Annotated in this window: 20 protein-coding genes; 17 read left to right on the top strand and 3 right to left on the bottom strand. The window is 70.4% G+C overall.

Annotated features, from left to right (window positions below; all coding sequences use genetic code 11):
- Window positions 1-146: 146 nt before the first annotated feature.
- On the bottom strand, window positions 147-2,330 hold the full coding sequence (locus VGB24_RS07905) for a M3 family metallopeptidase (protein ID WP_331072398.1): 2,184 nt from the start codon (window positions 2,328-2,330) through the stop codon (window positions 147-149).
- Window positions 2,331-2,835: 505 nt separating this feature from the next.
- On the opposite strand from VGB24_RS07905, the gene metK reads away from it, so the two are divergent.
- The 17 genes from metK to VGB24_RS07820 all read left to right on the top strand — a co-directional run bounded on the left by metK (window position 2,836) and on the right by VGB24_RS07820 (window position 22,748).
- Complete coding sequence (metK, locus tag VGB24_RS07900) at window positions 2,836-3,981, top strand: methionine adenosyltransferase (protein ID WP_331072397.1); 1,146 nt, start codon at window positions 2,836-2,838, stop codon at window positions 3,979-3,981.
- Between the two features lie 313 nt (window positions 3,982-4,294).
- Window positions 4,295-5,608: an O-acetylhomoserine aminocarboxypropyltransferase/cysteine synthase family protein gene (locus VGB24_RS07895; protein ID WP_331072396.1), complete on the top strand. Its 1,314-nt coding sequence runs from the start codon at window positions 4,295-4,297 to the stop codon at window positions 5,606-5,608.
- Complete coding sequence (locus VGB24_RS07890) at window positions 5,605-6,378, top strand: hypothetical protein (RefSeq protein WP_331072395.1); 774 nt, start codon at window positions 5,605-5,607, stop codon at window positions 6,376-6,378. Before VGB24_RS07895 ends, VGB24_RS07890 begins: the two co-directional genes overlap by 4 nt.
- Complete coding sequence (locus VGB24_RS07885) at window positions 6,375-7,364, top strand: homoserine O-acetyltransferase family protein (protein WP_331072394.1); 990 nt, start codon at window positions 6,375-6,377, stop codon at window positions 7,362-7,364. Before VGB24_RS07890 ends, VGB24_RS07885 begins: the two co-directional genes overlap by 4 nt.
- The gene (locus VGB24_RS07880; RefSeq protein WP_331072393.1) at window positions 7,364-8,647 is read left to right on the top strand and encodes a homoserine dehydrogenase; all 1,284 of its coding nucleotides are present in this window, start codon (window positions 7,364-7,366) and stop codon (window positions 8,645-8,647) included. Before VGB24_RS07885 ends, VGB24_RS07880 begins: the two co-directional genes overlap by 1 nt.
- Before the next feature lie 623 nt (window positions 8,648-9,270).
- Window positions 9,271-10,395: a lipoyl synthase gene (gene lipA / locus VGB24_RS07875; RefSeq protein ID WP_331072392.1), complete on the top strand. Its 1,125-nt coding sequence runs from the start codon at window positions 9,271-9,273 to the stop codon at window positions 10,393-10,395.
- 8 nt (window positions 10,396-10,403) lie between these two features.
- On the top strand, window positions 10,404-10,994 hold the full coding sequence (locus VGB24_RS07870) for a Uma2 family endonuclease (RefSeq protein WP_331072391.1): 591 nt from the start codon (window positions 10,404-10,406) through the stop codon (window positions 10,992-10,994).
- Window positions 10,995-11,077: 83 nt separating this feature from the next.
- Window positions 11,078-11,347, top strand: a complete 270-nt coding sequence (locus VGB24_RS07865) for a hypothetical protein (RefSeq protein WP_331072390.1) — start codon at window positions 11,078-11,080, stop codon at window positions 11,345-11,347.
- 6 nt (window positions 11,348-11,353) lie between these two features.
- Window positions 11,354-12,532 (top strand): pyruvate dehydrogenase (acetyl-transferring) E1 component subunit alpha, encoded by a 1,179-nt coding sequence (gene pdhA / locus VGB24_RS07860; protein ID WP_331072389.1) that lies wholly within the window; start codon window positions 11,354-11,356, stop codon window positions 12,530-12,532.
- A gap of 3 nt (window positions 12,533-12,535) precedes the next feature.
- Entirely contained in the window at window positions 12,536-13,516 is a 981-nt protein-coding gene (locus VGB24_RS07855; protein ID WP_331072388.1) for a pyruvate dehydrogenase complex E1 component subunit beta, read from the top strand.
- Between the two features lie 90 nt (window positions 13,517-13,606).
- Window positions 13,607-15,004 carry a pyruvate dehydrogenase complex dihydrolipoamide acetyltransferase gene (locus VGB24_RS07850; RefSeq protein WP_331072387.1) on the top strand — a complete coding sequence of 466 codons (1,398 nt, stop codon included), beginning with the start codon at window positions 13,607-13,609 and terminating at the stop codon, window positions 15,002-15,004.
- Between the two features lie 161 nt (window positions 15,005-15,165).
- Window positions 15,166-17,487, top strand: coding sequence for a S9 family peptidase (locus tag VGB24_RS07845; protein ID WP_331072386.1), 2,322 nt, complete (start codon window positions 15,166-15,168; stop codon window positions 17,485-17,487).
- A gap of 175 nt (window positions 17,488-17,662) precedes the next feature.
- Complete coding sequence (locus VGB24_RS07840; protein WP_331072385.1) at window positions 17,663-19,048, top strand: ABA4-like family protein; 1,386 nt, start codon at window positions 17,663-17,665, stop codon at window positions 19,046-19,048.
- A gap of 138 nt (window positions 19,049-19,186) precedes the next feature.
- Window positions 19,187-19,396, top strand: a complete 210-nt coding sequence (locus VGB24_RS07835; RefSeq protein ID WP_331072384.1) for a hypothetical protein — start codon at window positions 19,187-19,189, stop codon at window positions 19,394-19,396.
- A gap of 103 nt (window positions 19,397-19,499) precedes the next feature.
- Window positions 19,500-19,871, top strand: coding sequence for a DUF2335 domain-containing protein (locus tag VGB24_RS07830; RefSeq protein WP_331072383.1), 372 nt, complete (start codon window positions 19,500-19,502; stop codon window positions 19,869-19,871).
- A 137-nt stretch (window positions 19,872-20,008) separates the two neighbouring features.
- Window positions 20,009-21,184 carry a PPC domain-containing protein gene (locus VGB24_RS07825; RefSeq protein ID WP_331072382.1) on the top strand — a complete coding sequence of 392 codons (1,176 nt, stop codon included), beginning with the start codon at window positions 20,009-20,011 and terminating at the stop codon, window positions 21,182-21,184.
- Between the two features lie 277 nt (window positions 21,185-21,461).
- Window positions 21,462-22,748, top strand: a complete 1,287-nt coding sequence (locus VGB24_RS07820) for a DEAD/DEAH box helicase (RefSeq protein ID WP_331072381.1) — start codon at window positions 21,462-21,464, stop codon at window positions 22,746-22,748.
- 929 nt (window positions 22,749-23,677) lie between these two features.
- Here VGB24_RS07820 and VGB24_RS07815 read toward each other — a convergent pair.
- A complete protein-coding gene (locus tag VGB24_RS07815) occupies window positions 23,678-25,402 on the bottom strand; it encodes a HAMP domain-containing methyl-accepting chemotaxis protein (RefSeq protein WP_331072380.1) in 1,725 nt (574 codons plus the stop codon).
- Complete coding sequence (locus VGB24_RS07810) at window positions 25,399-26,559, bottom strand: ABC transporter substrate-binding protein (protein WP_331072379.1); 1,161 nt, start codon at window positions 26,557-26,559, stop codon at window positions 25,399-25,401. Before VGB24_RS07810 ends, VGB24_RS07815 begins: the two co-directional genes overlap by 4 nt.
- Between the last annotated feature and the right edge of the window lie 98 nt (window positions 26,560-26,657).

The following is a 26,657-nucleotide window of genomic DNA, read 5'->3' as shown; positions in this document are numbered from 1 at the left end:
CGCAGAGGACGCAGAGATGACAGAGAGGACGCAGAGGGGCTGCCGGTTCCCTCTGCGTCCTCTCCGTTCCCTCTGCGCCCTCTGCGTGAAACCAGAAAGGCCGGCCACCTCGCGATGGCCGGCCTTTCTGCATCGAGCCGCAAGCGTCAGTGGCTGCCGGCGGGCGGAGCGAAGCCGCGCTTGCGCATCAGCGCCTCCACGGCCGGGTCGCGCCCGCGGAAGCGGCGATAGCCCTCCGCCGGGTCGATGGTGTTGCCGATGGAAAAGATGTTCTCGCGAAGGCGGCGCGCCACCCCCGGATCGTACAGCCCGCCCGGCGCTTCCAGGAACGCCTCGGCCGCGTCGGCGGTGATCACGTCGGACCACAGGTAGCTGTAGTACCCCGCGGAGTATCCGTCGCCCGCGAACACGTGCCCGAACTGCGGCGTGCGGTGCCGCATCACGATCTCGCGCGGCATTCCCATCTGCGCCAGCGTTTCGCGCTCGAAGGCGCGCGGGTCGATGTCGGCGGTGCCGGCCAGGTGAAGCTTCATGTCGATCAGCGCGCTGGCCAGGTACTCCACCGTGGCGAAGCCCTGGTTGAAGGTGGCCGCGCGCTTGATGCGGTCTACCAGCTGCTGCGGAATGGGCTCGCCCGTCTGGTAGTGCACCGCGAAGCGCTGAAGCACCTGCGGCGTGCTCAGCCAGTGCTCCAGCAGCTGGGAGGGAAACTCCACGTAGTCGCGCGCCACCGCCGTGCCCGAGAGCGACGGGTAGTTCACGTTGGACGAAAGCCCGTGCAGCGCGTGCCCGAACTCGTGGAAGAGCGTGACGGCGTCGTCCCAGGAGATCAGGACGGGCTCGCCCGGCTGCCCCTTCACGAAGTTGGAGTTGTTCGAGACGATGGTGGTGATCTCGCCGGCGTACCGCTCCTGGCTGCGGTACGCGTTCATCCACGCGCCCGAGCGCTTGCCCGCACGGGCGTACGGATCGAAGTACCAGAGGCCCACGTGGCGGCCGGAGGCGCGGTCCGTCACTTCGTAGACGCTCACGTCGGGGTGGTACACCGGCACGTTCTCCACCGGGCGGAAGGCGAACCCGAACAGCTCGCCCGCCACCCAGAACATCCCCTCGCGCAGCTTGTCGAGCTGCAGGTACGGCTTCACCTGGTTCTGGTCCAGGTCGTACCGCTCCTTGCGCACCTTTTCGGCGTAGAAGCGGTAGTCCCACGGCTCGATGGTGATGCCGGCGCGCTCGGCGTTGGCCACGGCCTGCATGTCGGCCACTTCCTGGCGCACGCGGGCCACGGCGGGCGTCCACACCGCCTCCATCAGCTGCATGGCGCGCTCGGGGGTGGCCGCCATGGCGTTCTCCAGCCGCCAGTGCGCGTGCGTGGGGTAGCCCAGCAGGTTGGCCCGCTCGGCGCGCAGCTTCAGGATCTCGCGGATGATCTCGTGGTTGGCCGTGGCGCCCTCTTCGCCCCGGTTCACGAACATCCGCCACGCCTTTTCGCGCAGGTCGCGGCGGGTGCTGTAGGTGAGGAGCGGGTCGATGGAGGAGCGCGTGTTGTTGATCAGCCAGGCGCCCGGCAGGTTCCGCGCGGTGGCCGCGGCCGCGGCGGCGTCGCGCAGCGACTGCGGAAGCCCCGCCAGCTCGGCCGTGTCGCGCAGGACGAGGAACTGGTCCGTCTCGTCCTTGAGCACGTTCTGGCCGAAGCTCGTGTACAGCCCGGCCAGCCGCTGGTTGATCTGCGACATGCGCGCCTTGGCGGTGCCGTCCAGCCGGGCGCCCGCGCGGACGAAGTTGGTGTAGTAGCCCCACGCCAGCCGCTGCTGCTCCGGCGTCCAGCTGGACTTCTCGGGCGAGTTGTACACGGCCTCGATGCGGCGGAACAGCGCCTCGTTCTGCGTGATCCGGTCGCTGAACGCGGCCAGGCGCGGCGCCATCGTGCGCTCCACCGCCTGGAACTCCGGCCCGCTCATGGTGGAGCTCCACACGCCGTAGATGGTGCTCACCCGGTCCAGCGCAGCCCCGGCGCCTTCCATCGCCGCCAGGGTGTTCTCGAAGGTGGGCGCGGCGGGGTTGGCGGCGATGCGGTCGATCTCCGCCATCTGCTGCGCCATGGCCGCTTCCATCGCGGGCTCGAAGTCCTGTACCCGCACCTGGTGGAAGGGCGGGACGCCGCCGTACGGGCCCGTCCAGTCGGCCAGCAGCGGGTTTCCGGCGGCGCCGGGCGCGGCCGCCGACGTGGCGGGTTCGGGGGCGGTGTCGTTGGTCTGCACGGTGGCGCACCCGGCGGCGGCGGTCGCAAGCACCAGCGCGGCGGTGCGGGAAAACAGGGAGTCGCGCATTGTGTCCCAGGGTTGTGGCAATCCAGCCCCGGCACCGGGTGCCGGGGAGCCAAACAGACGGATACACTAACCGGAAACGTTTCGGCGGGGTAGATACGCGGAACGGCCGCCCGCGTTCCGCGCGGGCGGCCGTTCCGCGCGCCCGAGCCGGACCGAGCGTCGTTCGCCGCGGCCACTTGCGCGACGGGCCATTCGTGGCTATCATCCCGTCGCGCCTTCACGGGCGCCGCGGCGAGTTGTTGCGATTGCTCCGCGTTACAAATGTGCTAAAGCGCTCGGGGGGCCCCGGCGCATTCGCGTTCCGGGGCCCCTTTTTCGTTTTTGAGATCACTGGATTCCGGCCTGGCGCGGCGACGCGCGGGCGGGGCGGGCGCTTTGAAGAGACAGCTTGGCGGGCCCGCCACGTAACGGAAGATCCGCCTAAAGCGTCGCGAGGGCCTGCACGTCCGGCTGGATGGCGGGCCCTTTGCGCACCCCCCAACACTGCTCTACCGCAGGAGAGCCGATGAGCACCGTGGTTACCGAGATCGAAGCGCCCGCCGCCGTAAGCTACACCTTTACCTCCGAGTCGGTGTCCGAGGGGCACCCCGACAAGGTGTGCGACTTCATCGCCGACAGCATCCTGGATGCCCACCTGGCCCAGGACCCTGCCAGCCGCGTGGCGTGCGAGGTGCTGGTCAAGGAAGACAACGTGGTGCTCGCGGGCGAGATCACCTCGTCCGTGACGGTCGACTACGAGCAGGTGGTCCGCCAGGCCATCCGCGAGATCGGCTACGTCGACGCCGACCAGCCGTTCCACGCCGACACGGTGAAGATCATCTCCTTCCTGTCGGCGCAGGCCGCCGAGATCGCCCAAGGCGTGGACGAGGACACCAGCGAATCCGGCGAGCAGGGTGCCGGCGACCAGGGGATCATGTTCGGCTACGCGACGGCGGAGACGCCGGAGCTGATGCCGCTTCCCATCCTGCTTTCGCACCGCCTGGCCCGCTCGCTGGCGGCGCACCGCAAGGGCGGGACGGTCGACTGGCTTCGCCCCGACAGCAAGACGCAGGTGTCGGTGGTCTACGAGGGCAACACCCCCGTGGCCGTCACCGACGTGCTGGTGAGCACGCAGCACGCGGCCTCCGTGTCGCGCGACGAGATCCGCCACCTGGTGGCCACCACCATCATCCCCGAGGCGCTGGGCCACTGGTACCACGACGACCTGCGGATCATGGTGAACCCCACCGGCAGCTTCGTGCAGGGCGGCCCCTCGGCCGACGCGGGCGTCACCGGGCGCAAGATCATCGTCGACACCTACGGCGGCATGGGGCGCCACGGCGGCGGCGCGTTCAGCGGCAAGGACCCGAGCAAGGTAGACCGCAGCGGCGCGTACTTCTGCCGCTTCGTGGCCCGCGAGATCGTCAAGGCGGGGCTGGCCCAGCGCGCCGAGGTGCAGGTGGCGTACGCCATCGGCGTGGCGCAGCCGGTGTCGGTAAAGGTCGACACCTTCGGCACGGGCGACGCCCGCGCGGCCGCCGAGTACGTGCGCGAGAACTTCGACTTCCGCCCGGGCGCCATCATCCAGCGGCTGGACCTGCTGCAGCCCATCTACCGCAAGACCACCAACTACGGCCACTTCGGCAAGGCCGAGCTGCCCTGGGAGCAGTAGGACGGGATCGACGGGGCCCCTTCGCGGGGGCCATGCTCGAAAGCCCGGCGGCACGGTGCCGCCCGGGACCTGAACGAAAGACATTGGGCAGACCGATGGCGATTCGCGCCGTAGTGATGATGTGCATGTGCATGTGTCAGTGCGTCCTCCCCCCGGGAGAGACGGACGGGCGCGCACGTGCACGCAGGTCGCACGGGTAGCGCGAGGATCGCCGGGCACAGCCCGGACACCGATTCCACCCGCCCGGCCCTCTCCACAAACGGAGAGGGCCGGGCTTTTTCGTACCCCCGGATCCGGAAGGGATCACACGAACATGAGCATCATCGCCGAAGCCGAACGCAAGCTGGGCCTGGGCACGCGCGCCGTGCAGTCCGGGCAGGAGAGTGCCGATTCCGCCACGAACGCGCGGGCGGTGCCCATCTACGCCACCACGTCGTACGTGTTCAACGGGCCCGACCACGCGGCCAGCCTGTTCGGGCTCAAGGAGTTCGGGAACATCTACACCCGCATCATGAACCCCACCTCCGACGTGTTCGAGCGGCGCATCGCCGAGCTGGAGGGCGGGGTGGCGGCCGTCGCGACCAGCAGCGGCCAGAGTGCGCAGACGCTGGCGCTGCTGAACCTGGCGCAGGCGGGCGACAGCATCGTCGCCTCGTCCGCGCTCTACGGCGGCACCTTCACCCTGCTCAAGTACACGCTGGGCCGGCTGGGCATCACCACGCGCTTCGTGGACGGCAACGATCCGCGGGCGTTCGCCGACGCCATCGACGAGACCACCAAGGCCGTGTACGTAGAGACCATCGGCAACCCCAAGCTGGAGGTGCCCGATTTCCGCGCCATCGCCGACGTGGCGCACGCGGCCGGGGTGCCGCTGGTGGTCGACAACACTTTCGGCACGCCGTTCCTCAGCCGCCCCATCGAGCACGGGGCAGATGTCGTGGTCCACTCGGCCACCAAGTGGATCGGCGGGCACGGCACGGCCATCGGCGGCGTGGTCGTCGACGGGGGCACGTTCGACTGGGGCGCGTCGGAGCGCTTCCGCGGCTTCTACGTCGATCCGGAGCCGGCGTACCACGGCCTGTCGTTCGCCCCCACCTTCGGCAACGTCGCGTTCGCCATCCGCCTGCGCGTGCTGCTGCTGCGCGACATCGGCGCGGCGGTCTCGCCCTTCAACTCGTTCCTCTTTCTGCAGGGGCTGGAGACGCTTCACCTGCGCATCCAGCGGCACAGTGAGAACGCGCTGGCCGTCGCGCGCTTCCTGGAGGGCCACCCCGCCGTGAGCTGGGTGAGCTACCCGGGCCTCGAGAGCCACCCCACGCACCAGACGGCGAAGCGCTACCTGAGTGGCGGATTCGGTGGGGTGCTCACCTTCGGCGTGCTGGGCGGGCAGGACGCCGCGAAAAAGGTGATCGAGGAGGTGAAGCTCTTTTCCCTCGTCGCCAACGTGGGCGACGCCAAGAGCCTGATCATCCACCCGTGGAGCACCACGCACGAGCAGCTGGAGCCGGCGGAGCGCGAGGCGGCCGGCGTCACGGCCGATCTCGTCCGCCTGTCCGTCGGCATCGAGGACGCGGTGGACCTGCTGGCGGACCTGGATGCGGCGTTGCGCGCCGCGGTCGGGCTGTGAGCAGCGGAATCGTGGTGCTGAAGTTCGGCGGAACGTCGCTCGGCTCGCCCGGGCGCGTTCGCCGGGCGGCGGCGCGGGTGCACGCGCACCTGCGCCGCGGGCGACGCCCCGTGGTGGTCGTCAGCGCCATGGGCGGCGCCACGGACCGCATCGTCCGGCTGCTCGCCGCCGTTTCCCCGGGCGGACGCCCGGACGGGCGCGAGGCGGACCGCGCGCTCGCCACGGGCGAGGACCTGTCTGCGGCCCTCCTGGCGGCGGCGCTGCGCGGCCGTGGCGTGGGTGCCCGCAGCCTGCGCGGCGGCGAGGCGGGCGTGTGGGCGGCCGGCGCGTTCTGCGGCGCGCGCATCGAGGACGTGGACCCGCGCCCCATCCTCTCCCTCGTCGAAGCGGGCACCGTTCCCGTCATCAGCGGCTTCCAGGGCGCGCGGGAGGACGGCGAGACGGTGACGCTGGGGCGCGGTGGCTCCGACACCTCCGCCGTGGCGATCGCGGCGGCGCTGGGGGCGGCGCCGTGCCACATCATCACCGACGTCCCCTCCGTGTTCGATCGCGATCCCGCCGTGCACGCGGATGCGCGCCGGATCGGCGAGATCGATCCGCTCGGCCTCGTGGTCCTCGCCGAGTCCGGGGCCAGGGTCGTCCACGCCGAGGCGGCGCGGCTGGCGCTGGCGCACGGCGTCACGCTCCGCGTCTACGCGTACTGGGCCCCGCTCTCCGGGCGCGGCGGAACCGTCGTCCGCTCCGCGCGGGCACTGTCGGAGGCCGCATGAGCCGCCGCGAGCTGCACGTCCAGCGCGTCGCCCGGTTTGCGCTGGAGTCGGGCGAGGTGCTGCACGACGTTCGGCAGGCGTACCACCTGGACGGCGCGCTGAACGAGGAGCGCGACAACGTCGTCCTCGTCTTCCACGCGCTCACCGGGTCCGCGGACGCAGCGGGCGGATGGTGGACGGAGGTGGTCGGCCCTGGCAAGCCGATCGACACGAACCGCCACGCCGTGCTCTGCGCCAACCTGCTGGGCTCGTGCTACGGCACCACGGGTCCGTGGGAGCCGGGGCGCGAGGACTTTCCCCTCGTCACCACGCGCGACCAGGCCCGCCTCGTCCAGCTCCTTGTAGGCGAGCTGGGCATCACGGGCGTGTCGCTCGCCGTCGGCGGATCGCTGGGCGGGATGGTGGCCATGGAGTGGGCCGTCCAGAACCCCGCGATCGCGGAGTCCATTGTCGTCCTCGCGGCCCCGGCGGCGCACACCGCATCCGCCATCGCGTGGAACCACATCCAGCGGCAGGCGATCGAGGCCGCGGGCGAGCGGGGGCTGGAGATCGCCCGGATGGTCGGGATGATGACCTACCGCACGCCGGACGAGCAGGCGTCGCGGTTCGGGCGGCGGAGGGAGGTGGATGGAGGCTGGTCCGTCGCCTCGTACCTGGAGCACCACGGCCGCAAGCTGCGCGATCGCTTCGACCCGCGCAGCTACGTGGCGCTCACCCGGGCGATGGACAGCCACGACGTGGGCCGTGGCCGGGGCGGCGTCGCATCGGCGCTCAAGTCCATCCAGGGCCGGCTGATCGGCGTCGGCATTCCCGGCGACCTGCTGTACAGCGATGCGGACGTGCGGAGCTGGGTGGACGCGGCCGGGGCGGAGTACCGGGAGATCCGCTCCCGCCACGGCCACGACGCGTTCCTCCTGGAGCCCGAACAGACCGCCCGCATCCTGGCCGAAGCGCTGGAACCCGCCGCACAACTGATGGAGAGGTGATGATGAGCACTGCTCTGAAGATCGGGACCGCCGGCGTCCCCATCCCGGCCATCCGCCGCGGCCCGCGGGTGGTTCGCGTGGCGCTCGCCGGATGCGGCACGGTGGGCGGCGAGCTCGTCCGCCTGCTGCACCAGGGTGCGGACGAGATCCGCGCGCGCCACGGCCTGCGGTTCGAACTCGTCCGCGTGCTCGTGGCGCACGGCGAGCGCCCGCGGCCCGGCGAGCTGGACCGCGCGCTGCTGACGACGGACGTGGATACCTTTCTCGCCACGGACGCGGACATCGTGGTGGAGGCCATCGGCGGCCTGGACCCGGCGCTCCGCATCGCGCGGGCGACGCTGGCCGCGGGGCGGCGGCTGGTGACGGCCAACAAGGCGCTGGTGGCGGCGCACGGGCCGGAGCTGGCGGAGATGGCGCTGAGGCATCGGGGGCGGCTGGACTTCGAGAGCGCGGTGATGGGCGGCGTTCCCGTGATCCGCGCCCTGCGCGAGCCGCTGTCGCTGACGGGCATCCGGTCGATCCGTGGCATCCTGAACGGGACCACCAACTACATCCTAAGCCGCCTGGAGGATGGATGGACGTTCCCCGCCGCGCTGGCCGAGGCCCAGGCGCGCGGCTTCGCCGAGGCGGACCCGTCGCGCGACCTGAGCGGTGAGGACGCGGCCGACAAGGTGCGGATCCTGGCGTGGCTGGCCTTCGGCGCCGATCCCGAGCGGCTGGAGGTGCGGCGTCGCGGGCTGGGTGACAGGGCCGAGCGCCTGGCCCATGCCGCTGGCGCGCTGGGTGGGGTGGCACGGCTGGTGGCGGAGGCGGCGCGGCTGCCGGAGGGCGTGGTGGTGAGCGTGGAGCCGGTACTCGTTGGCGCCGCGTCGGAGCTGGGCCGCACGCGCGACGAGGAGAACGCGGTGGTGATCGAGAGCGAGTGGAACGGGCGGGTGCGGCTCTCCGGCCCCGGCGCGGGGGGCGCGCCGACCGCGTCGGCGCTGCTGGGCGACATGGTGCGCTCTGCGGTCTGCCACCGTGCGCCCGCGGACGGGGGAACGCCGTCCATCCCCGACCGCCGTCCGCACGCGTGGGCCATCGCGGTGGAGCGCGGCCAGCTGCCCGAAGCCGCGCTCCGGGCGACGCTGGACCGCGTGGACGTGGAGGTACACCGCATCGCCCGCGGCAAGGGCGTGAGCGTGATGCGGACGCAACCCACGCCGTGGCCGCGCATCGGCTTGGCGGTGCGGGCGCTGGAGGGGCAGGGGCTGGCGCCGGCGGTGCTGCGGGTGGGGGAGTAGGGGCTTCCGTGTATCGATGCGGGCACGACCTGCTGTGGTGAATGCCGCGGCGCCCCCCCATCCCCAACCCTTCCCCCGCAAACTGCGCGGGGGAAGGGCGCCAGTGTGGTGCATCAGGGGAGTGCCGTGGGTGAGTTGAGCCTGTACCGGGCTTTGGAGCGGTTGGAGATCGGCCGGGCAGTTCCCGGCTGCCCTCTCCCCCCGCCCCCTCTCGCGCAAGCGGGCGAGGGGGAGAATTCAATCACGCTTCGGCAGGTGCAGCGTGCGTGCGGTTGAAGCCCCGAGCGGGACGCGGCAGCGGCCCGAGTCGGGGCTTTCCGCTGTCCCAGCGGCGGGTTTACCCGCTCCCGCCAGCCTTGGCCTCAAGGCTGCGCCCTTCGCGCGACCCGTCCCGCCGGATCGGGGTACAGAATCCCGTATACTTCGGGTGGTGGCGGGTGGGGGAACGTTGCACCGTCGCGGAGCGCGCCCTAGTTTGCCCCACTCGCAGTAACCCCGGCCCGGCCCGCTGCTTGCGGGCCGCCCGCCGGGCCGTGATCCTGGAGGCGGGGCCGCGAGAACGCGCGCTCCGCCTCGCCGCACCCGTCGGCAAACGGTGGGGCCCGGCCCCACGGAGCAGTGATATGAGCGCCATCACCACGCCCGACGTCCCCGCCCGCGGCTACGCGCCCCAGGGCAAGGACAACGGAATCGTCAAGAGCAAGGGCACCGTCACCCTTCCGACCCCCACCGGCGGCGAGGCGGTGCCCCACCGCGCCCGCAAGCCCGAGTGGCTCAAGGTGCGCGCGCCCGGCAGCCCCAACTACCTGCGCCTCAAGGACCTGATGCGCTCGCAGGGGCTGCACACCGTCTGCGAGGAAGCGCACTGCCCCAACATCGGCGAATGCTGGGAAAGCGGCACCGCCACGTTCATGATCCTGGGCGACGTGTGCACCCGCGCCTGCAAGTACTGCGCGGTCGCCCACGGCCTGCCCACGGAGCTGGACTGGGACGAGCCGCGCCGCGTGGCGGATTCCGTCGTGACCATGGGGCTGGAGCACGCGGTGATCACCTCCGTGAACCGCGACGAGCTCAAGGACGGCGGCGCCGCCATCTACGCCGAGTGCATCCGGCAGATCCACGAGCGCGTTCCCGGCTGCTCGGTAGAGGTGCTGATCCCCGACCTCAAGGGCAACGAGGACGCGCTGCGGGTGGTGGTCGAGGCGCGCCCGGAGATCCTGGCGCACAACATCGACACCGTCGAGCGGCTGGCGAAGGCGCTTCGCCCCGGCGCGCGCTACTGGCGCAGCATCTCGTTCCTGGGCGCGGTCAAGCGGATGAACCCGGCGCAGCTCACCAAGAGCGCCATCATCCTGGGGATGGGCGAAACGGAAGACGAGATCTACCAGTCGATGAAGGACCTGCGCGAGGCCTCGGTCGACATCGTTACGCTGGGCCAGTACCTGCGCCCGTCGGAGCACCACGTGCCGCTGGACCGCTGGGTGCATCCCGACGAGTTCCGCCGCTGGAAGGAGATCGGCGAGCGCGAGCTGGGGTTCGGCCACGTGGAGAGCGGGCCGCTGGTGCGCTCGTCGTACCACGCCAAGGAGCAGGCGCGCACCATCGACGCGGGCGGGCCGGGAAGCATCACGCAGATCGTTGACGCCGACGTGGACTCCGACGTGCAGATCGACGCGTCCGAAGCCGCCCTGCGCGCCGCGATGGTCCGGCCCCCCGCGCCGCGCCTGGTGCAGATCGGCGGACTGTAAGGTACACGATGGCCACGAACCCGCGCACCGCGATCATCACGCTCGACGACTATCTCGCGGCCGAAGAGGCTTCCGAGTTTCCCAGTGAGTTCGTCGACGGTGAGGTGATTGCGATGGTGGGCGGGACGTACGACCACGGGCTCATCGTCGGCAACCTCCACGGGCTGCTCTGGTCCCGGCTTGAGGGCGGGCCGTGCAGGGTCGTGTCGCAGGGAACGCACGTCAAGGCGGCGCAGGGGGAGCGGGTTTTCTATCCGGACGTGGTGGTGACATGCGGCACTCCGAAGCGAGAGCGACGGGTGCGTGACCTACTGCTGAATCCGACGTTGATCGTGGAGGTTCTCTCACCGTCGACGGCAACGTACGACCGTGACACCAAGTGGGAGAGCTATCAGCGGATTGCCTCGCTGCAGGAGTACCTGATCGTGTCGCAGAAGAAACCCCGTATCGAGCGATACACGCGCCACGGTGACGGATTCTGGCTGTTCAGTGAGGTCGAAGGCCTAAACGGTGAGATTCGCCTCGACTCACTCGATGTGAGCTTGCCGATGGCGAAGATTTATGGGGGTGTGCTCCCCCGCGAAGACGATTCTGCGTGATTGACCGGCGGCTCCGCGGAGCCGCCGCTACACACCGGAACATGTTGCGGGCAATGTTGAGCAAACCGCGGCTTGGTGTCGCCTTGGCCAAGGTGACGGGCGAACGGCGAATCGTCACGTACGACCAGTGGGCGGAGCTCGAAAGCACGAGCCAAGCACGCTGGGAGTTCCTGTTGATTGATCACTTGGACCCCGCGACGGGTGAACCGGATCCAGAGGAACTGCGCAGTTGGGGATTCACGCCGGGCGGACCAACCGTCATTCCCGGCGAACTGGAAGAGGTGGAACCCGGGATGTTCCGTTTCGTCGCGGAGAGCGCGGACACCCGCCAGGGCACACGGCTGGAGACATAGAGACTGATGCTGAAAAAGAGAACGCACGAAGCCGCACCGGCGGAAGACACGGCGGCCGCTACGGAATCGGTCGCGCACGCCGAAGACCAGGCCCCCGAGGCGGCGGTGCAGGAGGCCGCCCCCGACCGCGAGGCGATGACGGCCGAAAAGCCGGCGCTGAGCGACGAGGAGCGGCTGCAGGGGCTGGAGCCCGAGAAGCTGCGCAAGATGATGTACGACATGCTGCTGGCGCGCCGCTTCGAGGAGAAGGTTGCCGAGGCGTACGCGCTGGGCAAGATCGGCGGCTTCTGCCACCTGTACATCGGCCAGGAAGCCGTCGCCGTGGGCGCCATCCACGCGCAGACGCCCGACGACTACGTGATGACCGCCTATCGCGAGCACGTGCACGCCCTGCAGTGCGGCGTGACCCCCGGCGCCGTAATGGCCGAGCTGTACGGCCGCGCCGACGGCTGCAGCAAGGGCAAGGGCGGCAGCATGCACATGTTCGACGCCGAAAAGAACTACCTGGGCGGCCACGGCATCGTGGGCGGGCAGATTCCGCTGGCGCTGGGCGTGGCGTGGAAGATCAAGTACCGCCAGGAGGAGCGCGTCATCCAGGTGTACTGCGGCGAGGCGGCGGTGAACCAGGGGGCGTTCCACGAGTCGCTGAACATGGCGGCGCTGTGGAAGGTGCCCATGATCCTGATCGTCGAGAACAACCGCTTCGGCATGGGCACCGCCTGGGAGCGCGCGTCGTCGCTGTACGACATCTACCAGAAGGCCACCGCCTACGCCATGCCCAGCGCCGTGGCGGACGGCATGGACGTGCTCGACATGTACCGCGTGACCAAGGAGGCCGTGGACCGCGCCCGCGCCGGCGGCGGCCCCACGCTCATCGAGGCGCGCACCTACCGCTTCGTGGGCCACTCCATGTCCGACCCCGTCTCGGGCGTGTACCGGACGAAGGAGGACGTGGAAAAGGAAAAGGGCAACGACCCCATCCGCATCTTCGCCGACCTGCTGGCGCGCCAGAACATCCTGAGCCAGGAAGAGCTGGAGCAGATGGACGAAGAGGTGAAGCGCGTCTCGGAAGAGTCCGCCGACTTCGCCGAAAAGTCGCCGGAGCCCGCCGTGGACGAGCTCTACACCGAGATCTATGCAACCGAGGACGTCAACGGACGCCTCTACTTCGACGGGAGGCGCTGAGGCATGGCCGTCATTACGTATCGTGAGGCCCTGAACCAGGCGCTCGCGGAGGAGATGGAGCGCGATCCGGACGTGTTCCTGATGGGCGAGGAAGTGGGCGTGTACAACGGCGCCTACAAGGTTTCCAAGGGGCTGCTGGAAAAGTTCGGCGAGATGCGCGTGGTCGACACGCCCATCACCGAGCTGGGATTCGCGGGGCTGGGCGTGGGCGCGGCCATGACGGGCGTGCGCCCCGTGATCGAGTTCATGACCTGGAACTTCGCCATCCTGGCGTTCGACCAGATCTTCAACTCGGCCGCCAAGATGCGCTCCATGAGCGGCGGCCAGTTCAAGATGCCCATCACCTTCCGCGGCCCGACGGGCGCCGCGCTCCAGCTGGCCGCGCAGCACTCGCAGGCGCTGGAGTCGCAGGTTGCGCACTACCCGGGCGTGAAGGTCGTCGTCCCCGGCACCCCGGCAGATGCCAAGGGGCTGCTGAAGGCCGCCATCCGCGACGACGACCCGGTGTGCGTGTTCGAGGGCGAAATGCTGTACAACCTCAAGGGCGAGGTGCCCGAGGACGACGACTTCATCATCCCGCTGGGCGTGGCCGACCTCAAGCGCCCGGGCAGCGACGTATCGATCATCACGCACGGCAAGATGATCCACGTGGCGCTGCAGGCCGCCGCGCAGCTGGAAAAGAACGGTATCGACGCCGAGGTGCTGGACCTGCGCAGCCTTCGCCCGCTGGACACCGACGCCATCCTGGCCACCGTCGCCAAGACCAATCGCGTGGTGCTGCTGGAAGAGGGCTGGGCCTTCGGCGGCATCACGGCCACCATCGCCGCGCTCATCCAGGAAGAGGCGTTCGACCACCTGGACGCCCCGGTGCTGCGCGTTACGCAGGCCGACGTGCCCATGCCGTACGCCAAGGCCATGGAGCGCGCCGCCAAGCCCAGCGTCGAGATGGTGATCCAGAAGGTGAACCAGGTTCTCTACAGATAAGTGCGTGAGTGCGTGAGTGCGTGAGTGCGGAAGTCCCTTCCCCTCACGCACTGGCGCACCAACGCACTCACGCACTTCTCCGGGACGACGATGGCGACGAAAGTCTACATGGAGGCGCTCTCCCCCACGATGGAAGAGGGGCGCCTGATCAGCTGGCTGAAGAACGAGGGCGACGACGTCAAGGAAGGCGACATCCTGGCCGAGGTCGAGACCGACAAGGCCACCATGGAGTTGGTGGCCCGCGGCTCGGGCGTGCTTCGCAAGCGCCTGATCGGCGACGGCGAAACCTCGCCCGTCGGCACCATGATCGCCGTGATCGCCGGGGCCGACGAGGACGTCTCCAGCCTCACGGGCGGGGCCGACGCCAAGCCCTCGCCGGCGCCCGCCGCTGCCAACGGTGAAGCAAGCGCTCCGGCCGCGTCCGAGGTGGGTTCGGCGGCGCAGGATGAGGCCGAAGCACCGCAGGCCGACGTGTCCGCGACGCCTGCGCCCGACGCCAAGCCGCCGGCGCCGGCCGTGGAGGCGCAGCCCTCCACCGTCTCCGCCGAAGGCGGGGCGGGGCAGGACGGCGGGCGGGTGAAGGCCTCGCCGCTGGCCCGCAAGCTGGCCGCCGAAGCCGGGATGCAGATCGGCGCCGTGCAGGGCAGCGGCCCGGGCGGGCGCATCGTCAAGCGCGACATCGAGGAGGCCGTCGCCCGCGGCGGCACCCCGGCGGCGGCGTCCGCGCCGGCTGCCCCGGCCGAGGCCGCGCAGCCGCAGGCCCCGGCGGCCGCGCCCGTGCCGGTGTCGACGGACGCCCGGTTCCGCGTGCACCCGCTCACGCAGATGCGCAAGACCATTGCGCGGCGGCTGGCGCAGTCCATCGGCCCCGTTCCCACCTTCTACCTCACCATCGAGGTAGACATGGGCGAGGCGATGTCCCTGCGGGGCCGCATCAACGAGCGCTTCGCCAAGGAGGGCGTCAAGGCCAGCCCCAACGACCTGGTGATCAAGGCCGTCGCGGTGGCGCTCCGCCGGCACCCGTTCGTGAACGCGGCGTGGACGGGCGACGCCATCCACCTGTTCGAGCAGGTGCACATCGGGGTGGCCGTGGCCATCGACGAGGGGCTGATCACGCCGGTGATCCGCGACGCCGACCTCAAGGGCGTCTCCGACATCTCGCGCGAAGTCAAGGAGCTGGCCGGCCGCGCGCGGGAAAAGAAGCTGAAGCCCGAGGAGTTCACGGGAAGCACCTTCAGCATCAGCAACCTGGGGATGTTCGGCATCGAGGAGTTCACGGCCATCATCAACCCGCCCGAGGCGGCGATCCTGGCCGTGGGCGCCATTACCCCCAAGGTGGTGGTGGACGACGGCGGGAACATGGCCATCCGCCAGCGGATGCGCGTCACCCTCAGCTGTGACCACCGGGTGATCGACGGTGCGACGGGTGCGGCGTTCCTGCAGACGCTCAAGCAGTACCTGGAAGACCCGATGCTGATGATCGCCTGACGGCGGTCGTCTCCACCGATGCGAAGGCCCGGCCGGGATGTTCTCGGCCGGGCCTTTTTCAGCGCGGGGGCTGGCGCGGCGGGGCCTTCTCCCCAATGATATGCAGGCTGATCGCTCCGACGCGGGTTCCGCGTTCCGCTCACGTACCGCAAACGAGTTCCATGCGCATCTACGCACTCGCCCTGCTGCTGCTCGCCGCGCCCGCCGCCGCGCAGCAGCCGCGCCAGCTTACCGCCCAGGACTACGCCCGCGCCGAGCGGTTCCTGGGCGCCAACACCGCGCCGCTGGTCAGCGGCACCGCCGGCCGGCCCACCTGGCTGGAGGACGGGCGGTTCTGGTACCGCGCCACCACGCCGGGGGGCAGCGCCTTCTTCGTCGTGGACCCGGCGCGGCGCACCCGCGAGGCGCTGTTCGACCCCACGCGCCTGGCGTCGGCGCTGGCCGCCGTCTCCGGCCGGCCCGTGCAGGCAGGCCAGATCCCCCCGTTCGAGCTGGCGAAGGACAGCCGCTCCATCACGGTGCGCGCGCAGAACCGCCAGTGGAGCTGCGACCTGCAGGCGTATACCTGCGCCCCGGCCGACTCGTCCGCGGCGGCGCCCGGCGCGCCGGAAAACTCCAGCGTTTCGCCCGACGGGCGCTGGGCGGTGTTCATCCGCGGCTTCAACCTGTGGGCGAAGGAACTGGCCACCGGCGCGGAGACGCAGCTGACCCGCGACGGCACCGAGGAGTTCGGCTACGCCACCAACAACGCCGGCTGGGTGCACGGCGACGACCCGGTGCTCACCTGGTCGCCCGACTCGCGGCAGATCGCCACCTTCCAGCACGACGCGCGCGGCACCTCCGACATGTACCTGGTGTCGACCAACGTGGGTGAGCCGCGGCTGGAGGCGTGGAAGTACCCGCTTCCCGGCGACAGCGTGATCTTCCGCATCCACCGCGTGATCATCGGCAGGGGGGCCGACGGGCGGCCGCAGGTGGTGCGGCTGAACATGCCGGCGGACCAGCACCGCTCCACGGTGTCTGACCACGTGCAGTGCGGCGGCGGCACCCTGTGCGACATGCAGTGGTATCCCGACGGCTCGCACGTGGCCTTCGTCTCGAGCTCGCGCGACCACAAGACGGCCTGGTTCCGCGTGGCCGACGCGCGCACAGGCGAGGTGCGCACCCTGTTCGAGGAGCGGTCGGCCACGCAGGTGGGCGACGCGGCGTTCACCGAGAACCTGTGGCGCGTGGTCCCCGGCTCGAACGAGCTGATCTGGTGGTCGCAGCGCGACAACTGGACGCATCTCTATCTGTACGACCTGGCGACCGGGCGGCTGAAGAACCGGATCACCACCGGTGAGGGGAACGTCGTCGACATCGTGCGGGTGGACGAGCGGACGCGCACCATCTACTTCATGGGCCAGGGCAGGGAGCAGGGACGCGACCCGTACTTCCAGCACCTGTACCGCGTGGGCTTCGACGGCCGCGGGCTGCGGCTGCTGACGCCGGAGAACGCCAACCACACCGTCTCCCTCTCGCCTGACGGCCGCTACGTCGTCGACACCTACTCCACCCCCGACACGCCGCCGGTCACCGTGCTGCGCGACATGACGGGGCGGGTGCTGCAGACGCTGGAGCGCGCCGACATCTCGCGCCTGCTGGCGACGGGGTGGCGTCCGCCCACGCCCATCCGCATGAAGGGCCGCGACGGCACCACCGACATCTACGGGCTGATGTACACCCCGTCGAACCTGGATTCCACGCGGACGTACCCCATCGTCAACCACATCTACCCGGGTCCGCAGTCGGGAAGCGTGGGCAGCCGCAGCTTCTCGCCCGCCCGCGGCGACAGCCACGCGCTGGCCGAGCTGGGGTTCATCGTCGTGCAGATCGACGGGATGGGCACGCCGGGCCGCTCCAAGGCATTCGCCGACGCGTACTACGGCCGCATGGGCGACAACACGCTGCCGGACCAGATCGCCGGCATGCGCGAGCTGGCGCGGCGCCACCGCTTCATCGACATCGACCGCGTGGGCATCTGGGGCCACTCGGGCGGTGGGTTCGCCACGGCGGCGGCCATGTTCCGGCACCCGGACTTCTTCGACGTGGGCGTGTCGCAGTCGGGCAACCACGACAACCGCAACTACGAGGACGACTGGGGCGAGCGGTACCACGCGATGCTGGTGAAGAACGGTGAGACCGACAACTACGCCCAGGAGGCCAACCAGACGCACGCCGCCAACCTGCGGGGCAGGCTGCTGCTGGCCCACGGCGGCATGGACGACAACGTGCCGCCCTACAACACCCTGCTGGTGGCCGACGCGCTGATCAAGGCGGGCAAGGACTTCGACCTGCTGATCTTCCCCAACGCGCGCCACGGCTACGGGGCCGACAACAACTACATGATGCGCCGCCGCTGGGACTACTTCGTCCGGCACCTGATGGGCGCCGAGCCGCCCCGCGACTACCAGATCGGCCGGCCGCGCCCCGCGTCCGACTAGTCTCCAGGCGATCCACCGGCGCGGATCCACCCTCTCGCGCGCCGCTCGCGAAGGCCCGGCCGAAACCCGGCCGGGCCTTCGTCCGTTCCATGTCCCTGGATGGGCGGCGGGGGCCGCCGTATCTTTGCTGCGCCTCCACCGTCCCCCGCAGGTCCCCTCGCCCGGAGCCCCTGGCATGTACCTCTTCCTCTACGACGTGGCCGCCATCGCCATGCTCGGCTGGCTGCTGCTGATCGTGCTTCCGGCCTGGCGCGTGACGCGGTGGATCGCGGAGCGATCCGTGTTTCCCGTGTTCCTGTCCGTGCTGTACCTGGCGGGAATCCTTCCCCTGGTGGCGCAGCTGGGCCCCGGCATCATGCGGGACTTCGGCAGCGCGGAGGGTGTCGTCCGGCTGCTGGCCAACCCCGACGTGGCGCTGGTGGCGTGGATCCACATCCTGGCCTTCGACCAGGCGGTGGCGCTGATGATCTACCGCGACAACATGCGCGAGCGTTACCTGCCGCTTCCGGTGCAGTCGATCGTGCTGGTGTTCACGCTGATGTTCGGCCCCCTGGGGTACCTGGGATATTTCGCGCTGCGCCGGCTGAGCCGCAGCCGCCGCGAGGCCCTGGCCCAGCCGGCGGAAACGGAGCCGGCCGTGGGGATCGTCTCCGCGGAGCGCGGGCTGGCGGCCGCGGGGCGGGAGGCGTTCGGCCGGGTGATGTCCGTCTACCGGCGCGAGCGGGTGCTGAGCGCACTGGGCGTGCTGGGCATCGTCCTGGGGCTGGGGTGCGCGGCGGCCATCGGCATCCGCGGGGGCGAGTTCGTGGCGCCCGAGGGTCACCTGCAAAAGGCGATGACGTTCAACGTCGCCGTCGGCATCTACCTGCTCACCCTGGTGCTGTGCCTGCCGCTGGCCCGCTTTTCCCCGCGCGGGCTGGCCACCTGGCGCGGGTTCAGCGTGGTGCTGGCGCTGTACGCGTACCTGGTCGAAACCGTGCAGATCGCCCGTGGGCTGGACCCGCGGTTCAGCAAGGTGGCGCCCGTGCGGGACCAGATCCTGGGCGGCGTGTTCTTTCTGACCGCGCTGGGACTGATCGTGCTGTTCGCCGTGCTGGCCTGGAAGATCCTGCGGCGGCGGATGGACGGCGCCGACGCGCCGCTGCTGCTGGCCCTTCGCTACGGCGCCGCGTCTACCTTCGCCGCGTTCGCCGCCGGGCTGTGGATGAGCGCCGTCCAGGGATCGCGGGCCGGGTCCGGGGCCAGCATCCTGCCGCTGCACGCCGCGGGCTTCCATGGCCTGCAGGCGCTGCCGCTGGTCGCCATCCTGCTCACCTGGGCCGTGGTGGGCGCGGTGCGCGCGCGGCCGTGGATCCACGCGGCGGGAATCGCCTGGCTCGCGGCCGTCGCGGCCATCGCGTGGCAGACGGTGGAGGGCCGTGCCATCGTGGACGCCTCACCCGCCATGGCCCTCGCTGCCGGATCGCTGCTGGCCTGGGCCGTAGTCGCCGCGCTCGCCGCGCGCACCTGGCTGCACGCAGGCTCGCGGCCGGCGCACGCCATCCGACCCGCGGCTGTGTAACCCGGAGCAGGGGCGCGAAGCGGTCTGCTGGATACAGACTGGGTGCGGAACGCAAATCTGGACGGAGGCACGGGGCGTGCTTAGATTGGCGATCGCGTCGTACGAGCACGTCTCTGCGGCTCACAGGGGGGCGAAACCATGAAGGACTTCGGAATGCGAGAGTACACGAAGCACCTCGTCCGTGGCTTTGGACGGGCGATCGATATTCGCGGCGGCACCGCCCGGTACAGTCGCCGCTGGGAACGCCTGCCTTCTGACAGCGCGGCGCTCGCATCGGATTGGAATGCCGTCTGGAGCGATCTCGGCCGCGCGTTCCAACAGGTGAGACAGCGGGAAGATGGCCGATAACCGAAGGAAAAGCCGAGGGGGCGGGGGACGGCACCCGATCCCGCAGGAACAGGAACGAATTGTTGAGGGGCGCGGCAAGGAGTCGCGCCCCTCTTCAGTGACGATGAGCGTCGCCGAGACGTTCGAACTCCGCCGGGGTCCCATTCCGGACGCGGAGGAACTGGTCCGGTACGGGCAGGCCCACCCGGACGCGCCAGAGATCATCCTTTCCGAGTTCCGCAGGCAGGGCGCTCACCGGCGGATGCTGGAGCGGCGGGCGCTCAGCTTGGATCGTAAGGAACTGGAGGCCGGCATCCTGAGCGAGCGAATCGGCGTGGTGTGCGCGTTGCTCATCGCGCTGGTTGGTTTCGGCTGCGCCACATTCCTGGTCGCCACCGGCCATGGGGTGGAAGGGACCGTGATGTTCGGGCTGGACGTTGTCGCGCTGGTATCGGCTTTCATCCTCGGTCGTTCGAAGGCCGATCAGCAGCAGTGAGGCTTGGCCCCGTCCGAAGGCCAACGTAGACATACTCCTTTCGCACGGGCCGTAGCACCGTAGATTCACGTTCGTGCCGCAGGTCCACGCCCGGGCTGCTGGTCCGGCGATCCATCCCCCAGACTTCCAACCACTCGATGATCAAGATGCAGCGTGGGGCAGCCGGTATCGCGGCGGCGTGCCTGATGGCGGCCTGTGCCCCGTCCGCCGGCGGCCTGCAGATGCAGCCCGGAACGGCGCCCCCCATCCGCGTGGGCCAGACGGTGCAGGGCAGCCTGGCCGACACCGATCCCGCCGGGCTGGAGCGGGGCCCGTTCGACGCGTACCGCTTCGACGCCACAGCCGGGCAGCAGCTGGTGGCGACCATGGCGTCCGACACCTTCGACACCTTCCTCACCGTGGCCCGGCTGTACGGCCCCGTGATGGACGTGGTGGACTCCGACGACGACGGGGCCGGGGAAGGCACCAACTCGCGGATGCGCTTCACCGTTCCCGCCAACGGGGCGTACGTCCTGATCGCCCAGTCGTTCACGGAGGAGGGCCGCGGCGCGTACACGCTGTCGCTGTCCCAGGCGCCCGTGCCCACTACCGGGGCGTCGCAGGCCATCACCGCCGGGCAGCCCGTCACGGGGCAGATCGCCGACACCGACAACGTCTCGGACGAGGACGACGCCTTCTACGACGCCTACACCTTCACCGGGCGCGCCGGGCAGCGCATCGCCATCACCCTTGAGTCGGAGGAGTTCGACACCTTCCTGCGGGTGGGGCGCATGGAAGGAGGCGCGTTCGAGGAACTTGAAAGCGACGACGACGGGGCGGGCGGCGAGGGCACCAACTCCATGCTGCGCATGACGCTGGAGCAGGATGGACAGTACGTGATCCGCGTCAGCCCGCTGGGCGAGGGCACCGGCGCGTACACGCTTCGGCTGGAGGAGCGCGCCGCGGCCCGCGGCCCGCAGCCCGCCCAGCCGCTGCAGGCCGGGGTGCGCGCGCAGGGCGTGCTGAACGAGGACGACGCCGTGCTGGAGGCCGACAACTCGTACTACGACCTGTGGTCGTACCAGGGCCGCGAGGGCGAGGCGCTGAAGATCCAGATGATGTCGGACGACTTCGACACGTACGTGGCGATCGGCCGCATGGTGAACGGCGAGTGGGAGGAGGTCGCCTCGATGGACGACGGCGGCGAGGGCACCAACACGCTGCTGGAAGTGACGCTTCCCGCCACGGGCGAGTACGTGATCCGCGCCAACTCCTTCGGCGCCGAGGAAACGGGCGACTACACGCTGCTCCTGGAAACGTCCCGCGACCGCTGATCGATCAGGCAAAACCAGCCTCACGCAGAGGCGCAGAGACGCAGGGAGACGATGGTGTTCTCCCTGCGTCTCGCCGTTCGCAGGCGCGAACGTTTTCAGCCACAGCCGGACCGCAGGGGTGGCGTGGAACCCGCAAATGCCTTATATTCAGGGGTTTGCGAGAAGAGACGAAATTCACCTTGTGGTCCGCCGACGCGAAACTGTGCGGGCCGCACGCAATCTGACCCGGAAGTGACGAGCCCGGGCACGCTGCGGACATACGGAACAGGAAAAAAGAATGCGATTCGACGAGTTGGACCTTGCGCCGGAGCTTCTCCGGAACGTGAGGGAACTGGGCTATGAAATCCCCACCCCCATTCAGCAGCAGGCCATTCCCTTCGCCCTGGAGGGCCGTGACGTGCTGGGCCGCGCGCCCACCGGCACGGGCAAGACCGCTGCCTTCATGCTTCCCACCCTGAACCGGCTTCGCGGCAAGGAAGGGCTGCGCGCGCTGGTGCTGTGCCCCACCCGGGAACTCGCCATCCAGGTAGCCGACAACGCGCGGATGTATTCGCGCGGCACCGAGCTGTTCGTGGGGATCGTGTACGGCGGCACGCCGCTGGACAAGGACCTCCGCGACCTGCGCGCCGGCATCGAGGTGCTTGTCGCTACGCCCGGCCGCCTGAACGACCACCTGGAGCGCGGCAACGTAGACCTGAGCAACGTCGAGGTGCTGATCCTGGACGAGGCCGACCGCATGCTCGACATGGGCTTCAAGCCGCAGATCGACCAGATCATGCGGCGGTGCCGGCGGACGGGGCGCCAGACGCTGCTGTTCTCGGCGACGATGCCCAACTCGGTGAAGTCGCTCGCCTACGAGCTGCTGAACGACCCCATCACGGTCGAGGCGGCGCCCAAGGTGACCACGGCCGAAGGGGTGGAGCAGTTCGTCTACCCGGTGGAAACGAGCAAGAAGACCGAGCTGCTGCTGCACATCCTCAAGCAGGAAGAGGTTCGGACGGCGCTGGTGTTCAGCCGCACCAAGTTCGGCGCCGACCGCATCGCCGGCCAGTTGACGCGCGCCGGTCTGACGGTGGAGGTGATGCACAGCGACCGCAACATGGCGCAGCGGGTGCGGGCGCTGGAGGCGTTCCGCAGCGGCGACGTGAAGGTGCTGATCGCGACGGACGTGGCCCAGCGCGGCATCGACGTCGAGGGCATCAGCCACGTGATCAACTACGACGCTCCGCGCGATCCCGAGGGTTACGTGCACCGCGTAGGCCGTACGGCGCGCGCCGGCGAGACGGGCGTGGCCATCACGTTCATGTCGGGCGGCGAGATCGGCGACGTGGCGGCCGTGGAGCACCTGCTGGGCTCGCGCATCGCGCGGGTGAACGTGCCCGGGTTCAGCGTGTTCGCCGAGGAGAGCATCGACGGCGCGCCGCAGGTGACCACGATCACCATGCCCGCCGAGACCAAGAAGGAGGCACGCGCCTCCCGCGGCCGCAAGATGGGCAAGCACGCGGGCAAGGAGCTGTCGCCCGAGGAGCTGCAGAAGCTTCTGGGCGTCGGCAGCGCGGCCTGACAGGCGGCGGTCGGATGGTCGAAGGGCGGCTCCCGCGAGGGGGCCGCCCTTTTTCGTGCACGGCCAGGGCGCGGCAGGCGGTCACGGTGCGCGGGCCTCGGCTGCCGTGGGGCCCTCACCCGGCCGCGCTGACACGCGTGCCACCCTCTCCCGCAAGCGGGAGAGGGTGTACACACCAGGCTGGGCGTGCTCCGGCAGCAAAATGGCGCACGAAAGCCTGTCATCCTGAGCCCCAGGCGCACTGCACTCTCCCGTACGACGGGTTTCGCGGGGCGAAGGATCTAGCCGCGGACACGTACCAGCCTGGGCGCGGCAGCGGTCACCGTTACGTGGGCCTCGGCTGCCGTGGGGCCCTCACCCGGCCGCGCTGACACGCGTGCCACCCTCTCCCGCAAGCGGGAGAGGGTGTACACACCAGACTCGCGCGCGGGCCAGCCGAAGCGCGATCGAATTCTCCCCTCTCCGCATGCGCAGCATGCGGGGAGGGGCCGGGGGAGGGGCAACCCGCGGACTGCGCGGGGACCAGCCGAAGCGCGTCGAGCACCGCCCCGCGGGGGGCGCCGCGAACTGCGCGCGGGCCAGCCGAAGCGCGATCGAATTCTCCCTTTCCCCTGCGCAGCGGGGGAGAGGGCCGGGGAGAGGGGGCTCCCAAGGGAATGCGCCGGCACTCCTCGAACCGCACCGCTGGCCAGCCCCGAACAGACGTGCGCCCAAGGCTGTCGTGACCGCTGCCGCGGCCCGGCATCGAGGCTTCCTCGGCAAGATCCTTCGGCCCGCATGGGACGGCTTGCGGGCCAGTTCGGTGCGCCTGGGCCTCTGGATGACAAGCCATGGTGCACGGCGACGCGTGTCGATTGGCTACGGATCCGCACGAAAAAGCCCGCCTCCAATCCGGAGGCGGGCTTCTCGTGGCGATCGCGCAACCGCGATCAGGTCTTGAAGCCGCTGACCAGCTCGCGCATCCGCTCGGCGGCGTGCAGCAGCTCGGCGCTGGACGCCGACATCTCCTGCGTGGCGGCCGACTGCTCTTCGGCGGCGGCCGACACCTCCTCGGCGCTCGCTGCGTGCGACTCGGAGGTGGTGGACACGTCGGTCAGCGCCGACTCCACCCCGCTCATCGCCTGCGAATTGCGCACGGCGGCTTCCTCCACCTGGTTGGCGGCCAGGCGCACCCCGTCCACCGCCGCCAGGATCTGCTCCAGCGCACTGTCGGCGCCGCGCGACACCTCTTCGACGTCGGCCACCTTTTCGGTGCTGCGCCCCATGGTGCCCACCACCTCGGCGATGCGCCCGCGGATGGCCTGCACGTTCTGCGCGACCTCGTTGGCCGCGCGGGCGGAGCCCTCGGCCAGCTTTCGCACCTCTTCGGCCACCACCGCGAAGCCGCGGCCGTGCTCGCCCGCGCGCGCGGCCTCGATGGCCGCGTTCAGCGCCAGCAGGTTGGTCTGCCGCGCGATGGCGGTGATCGTTTCGACGAAGCGGTCGATCTGCGCCGAGGTCTGCGCCAGCTCGTTCACCTGGCTGGCCGACTCGGTGACCACCTCGCGGATCTCCAGCAGCCGCTGGAGCGCCCCCGACACCTCGGTGCGGCTTTGCGCGGCCACCACGTAGATCTGCTCGGAAAGCGACGTCACCATCTGCGACGCGTGGGCGATTTCGTCGGAGCGCTGCCCCATCTCCTCGAGCGCGTCGCGGGTGGCCTGCAGCCCCTGAGACTGCGTTTCGGCGCCGCCGGCGATGCCCACCATGGCCGTGGCCACCTCGCCGCTGGAGGCGGCCACCTCTTCGCTGATGCTGGACAGGTCCGACGCGAAGTTGCTGATGCGCTGCGCCGTTCCCGCGGTTTCGCCCACGATGTTGCGCAGCTGCCCGGCCATCTGCTCGAAGGCGCCGGCCAGCGTGGCGAACTCGCGCGTCATCCCCGCCGTCTGGCCGTTGAAGCTCACGCGAAGGTCGCCCTCCCCCAGCTGCGTGGCGGCCAGCTCCAGCGTGCGCAGCGGCGTCTGGATCTGCCGCAGCACCAGGTAGATGAGCCCGGCGGTGAACAGCCCCGCCAGCAGCCCCAGGGCGCCCAGCAGCAGCTGCCAGCGGCTGACCTCGCCGCGCAGCTCGCGGGCGGCGTCGGTCACCTTTTGCGTTTGCGCGGCGCTGATGGCGCGGATGGACTGCTCCAGTTCCCGCGTCTGCGGGCGCACCACCGCCACGCGGCGCAGCGCCGCGTCGCGCTCGCCCACGTCTACCTGCGCGTGCGCCAGGGCGTACTCCACCTCGATGCGCTGGTGCGCCTGCTCGATGGCGGCGATCTGCTGGCTCTCGGCGGTGGACAGGTTTTCCAGGTCCCGGTAGCGGCGCCGCGACTCGTGCGCCTGCCGGCCGTACTGCGAGAACGCCTGCGCGAACTGCGGGTCGGGGCTCACCAGGTAGCGCTCGCCCGCGGCGATCTGGTTGAGGATCAGCGACTCCAGCGAGGTGCCGATCTCGGAGCTGATGCGCAGCTGTGACATGCGGTTTTCCATGTCGCGCGACAGCTTCTGCAGCACCATCACCGACGTGACGGCGCCGATCATCGACACGGCGACGATGACGGCGCCGCCCAGGTACAGCCAGCGCTTGAGGGTGCCGCGCCCCCGGCCCATCTGCCACGCCGCGCTCATCGGGCCCCCTGGGGCAGCACGATGCGTCCGCCCTGAATCACTCCCAGCGTGAACTGCTTGTTCACCGGATCTCCGTTGCTATCGAATGCCACTCTTCCGGCCACGCCCTCGAAGGCGGGTGGGCCGCCGTCCTGCCCCACGTGCTCCAGGTAGCCGCGGATGGCCTCTGGGGTCTGCCGCCCGTCGGCCAGCGCGCGCGCCATCAGCCGCACCGCGTCGTACGCCAGCGCCGCCTGCGAGTCCGGCTCGTCGCCGTAGCGGGCCCGGTATCGCGCCGCGAAGGCGCGCGACGAATCCGACATCTGCGGATGGAACAGCAGCCCCACCCCGGTGCCGTCGAAGCGCGCCCCCGCGGCCGCCAGCCCCTCGATGCCGTCGCCGCCCATGAAGCGGGCCTGCATCCCCAGCGACTGCGCCTGGGTGATGGCCCGCGCGGCCGGGTCCTGCAGGCCGGCCAGGAACACCAGGTCCACCCCGCGGCGCTGCATCCGCCGCAGGTAGGGGGTGAAGTCCTGCGTGTCGTCCAGGAACGGATCGGCGGCTACGGCCGTCGCGCCGCTCTTCTGCAGGGCCGCCATGAAGTTGCGCGCCAGCCCCTGCCCGTAGTCGTCGTTGGCGTACAGCACGCCGATGCGCCGCCCCATCTGCCGGGCCATCTGCGCGAGCGCCACCGCGTTGGCCGAGTCGCTGCTGGCCACGCGGTAGATCCACGGCCCCAGGCGCGACACCTCGGGGCTGGTGGCGCTGGTGGCCAGGGCGGCCACCCGGCCCTCGTAGGTGGCGGCGGCCTTGATGGTGGCGCCGGAGTACACGTGGCCCACCACGGCCAGCACGCGCGGGTCGTTCACCAGCGAGTCGGCGGCGGCGATGGCCGACTCGGGGTCGCCCTTGTCGTTCACCACGCGCAGCGCCAGCTGCCGCCGGCCGATGCCCCCCGCCTTGTTGATCTCCTCTACCGCGAGCTCCGCCCCCAGCCGCGAACGCACCCCGTAGGTGTCTTCGGCGCCCTTGGTGTCGGTGAGCGGCACCGCGAGGCCCAGCAGCAGGGGCTCGCCCCCCTCCCGGCCGCACGCGCCGAGCGCCAGGAACGCGGCGGCACAGATCGCCAGCGCGGGGGCGCGGAGCGTCGCGGCGCCGGGGGAACGGGCCAGTGACATGCGGGTGTGTGGCGTAATGGAGCGTGTGGCCCCGTGAGTTGCCGGGAGGGAGGTAAGCGCAAGCTATTCGGGCGTTACAGCGTTGTCAACGATGGCCC

It is taken from the genome of Longimicrobium sp., assembly GCF_036399935.1.
Classification (GTDB): Bacteria; Gemmatimonadota; Gemmatimonadetes; order Longimicrobiales; family Longimicrobiaceae; genus Longimicrobium.
The sequence above is the reverse complement of the archived record's forward strand: the minus strand, read 5'-3'. Positions and strand labels throughout refer to the sequence as shown.